Annotated in this window: 1 pseudogene; it reads right to left on the bottom strand. The window is 70.6% G+C overall.

The features are described 5' to 3' along the window. Positions 1-960 (bottom strand): annotated as a pseudogene (locus tag DVK07_RS22875) (hypothetical protein); the annotation flags it as partial.

The following is a 960-nucleotide window of genomic DNA, read 5'->3' as shown; positions in this document are numbered from 1 at the left end:
GACGCGTCCGGGAAGAGACGAGTCGAGTCGGCCGTCGCGAGCACCGCGCGGACCTCGTCGAGATGGACGTCGCGGGTCGGGCTCTCCCTAGCTAGCCCCCAGTGGATCGAGTCGGCGAGTACCCACGGATCGGCGACCATGCCCGTGAGCACCGCGGTTGCGGTTGCGGTTGGACGGAGGCCCCGAGAGCGGAGTATCCGCCGCGCCGTCGACGCGAGCCGGTGCCGATCGGTGCCGACCCGGACGTCGACGTCGAGCCGGAGGTCCGGTGCGTCGGGATGGACGTCGACCGGGTCGGAGAGCCGTTCGACGAGGTCGTCGGAGAGGGATTCGACGTTTCCGCCGTGAACAAGCATCGAGCACGCCGGTTTCGCCGCGTCGACCCCGGGGGTCGCGTCCATCGTCCATGCGTCCTCCCGGACGTGATCGCGGGTTTCGAGCACCTGGGCGTAGCCAGCGAACGCCCCCGACCGCGAGCAGATCGCGGAGAGCTTTCGGAGGTGGTCGAGGAGGTCGTCGCGACGATCGTCGTTGCCGCTCGGGCTGAAGTGCCGCGCCAGCTCGTCGATCCGGTAGTCGAGCACGACCCGGACGTCGGCGAGGTCGAGGAGGTGAACCACGACCCCGACGAGCCCGATCGCCGTCGACGCGAGCTCCCCGCGAAGCGCGATTTCTTCGTCGAGGTCATCCGCAGCGGAGAGCTCTCGCGAGAGGTCGAGGACGTCGTCGCGAGCGTCCCGTAGTTGGTCGCGGACGTCGTCGCCGTCGCGGACGTCGTCGGGGAGCCAGCCGATCCGCGTCGCCGAGCGGAGCACGTCGCGCTCCGAGATCTCGAGTCCGCCGAGGTCGTCGCCGATCCGGTCCGCGAGGTCCGCTCGGGTCCAGAGCCGTTCGGACGTGAGGCCGTGCGCCAGCGTCACCGCGGCCTGCGCCGGGTTGTGGTACTCGGCGCCGGCATAG

The organism is Halorubrum sp. Atlit-26R (assembly GCF_003666015.1).
Lineage (GTDB): Archaea > Halobacteriota > Halobacteria > Halobacteriales > Haloferacaceae > Halorubrum.
This window is presented reverse-complemented; position numbering and strand designations above follow the sequence as displayed.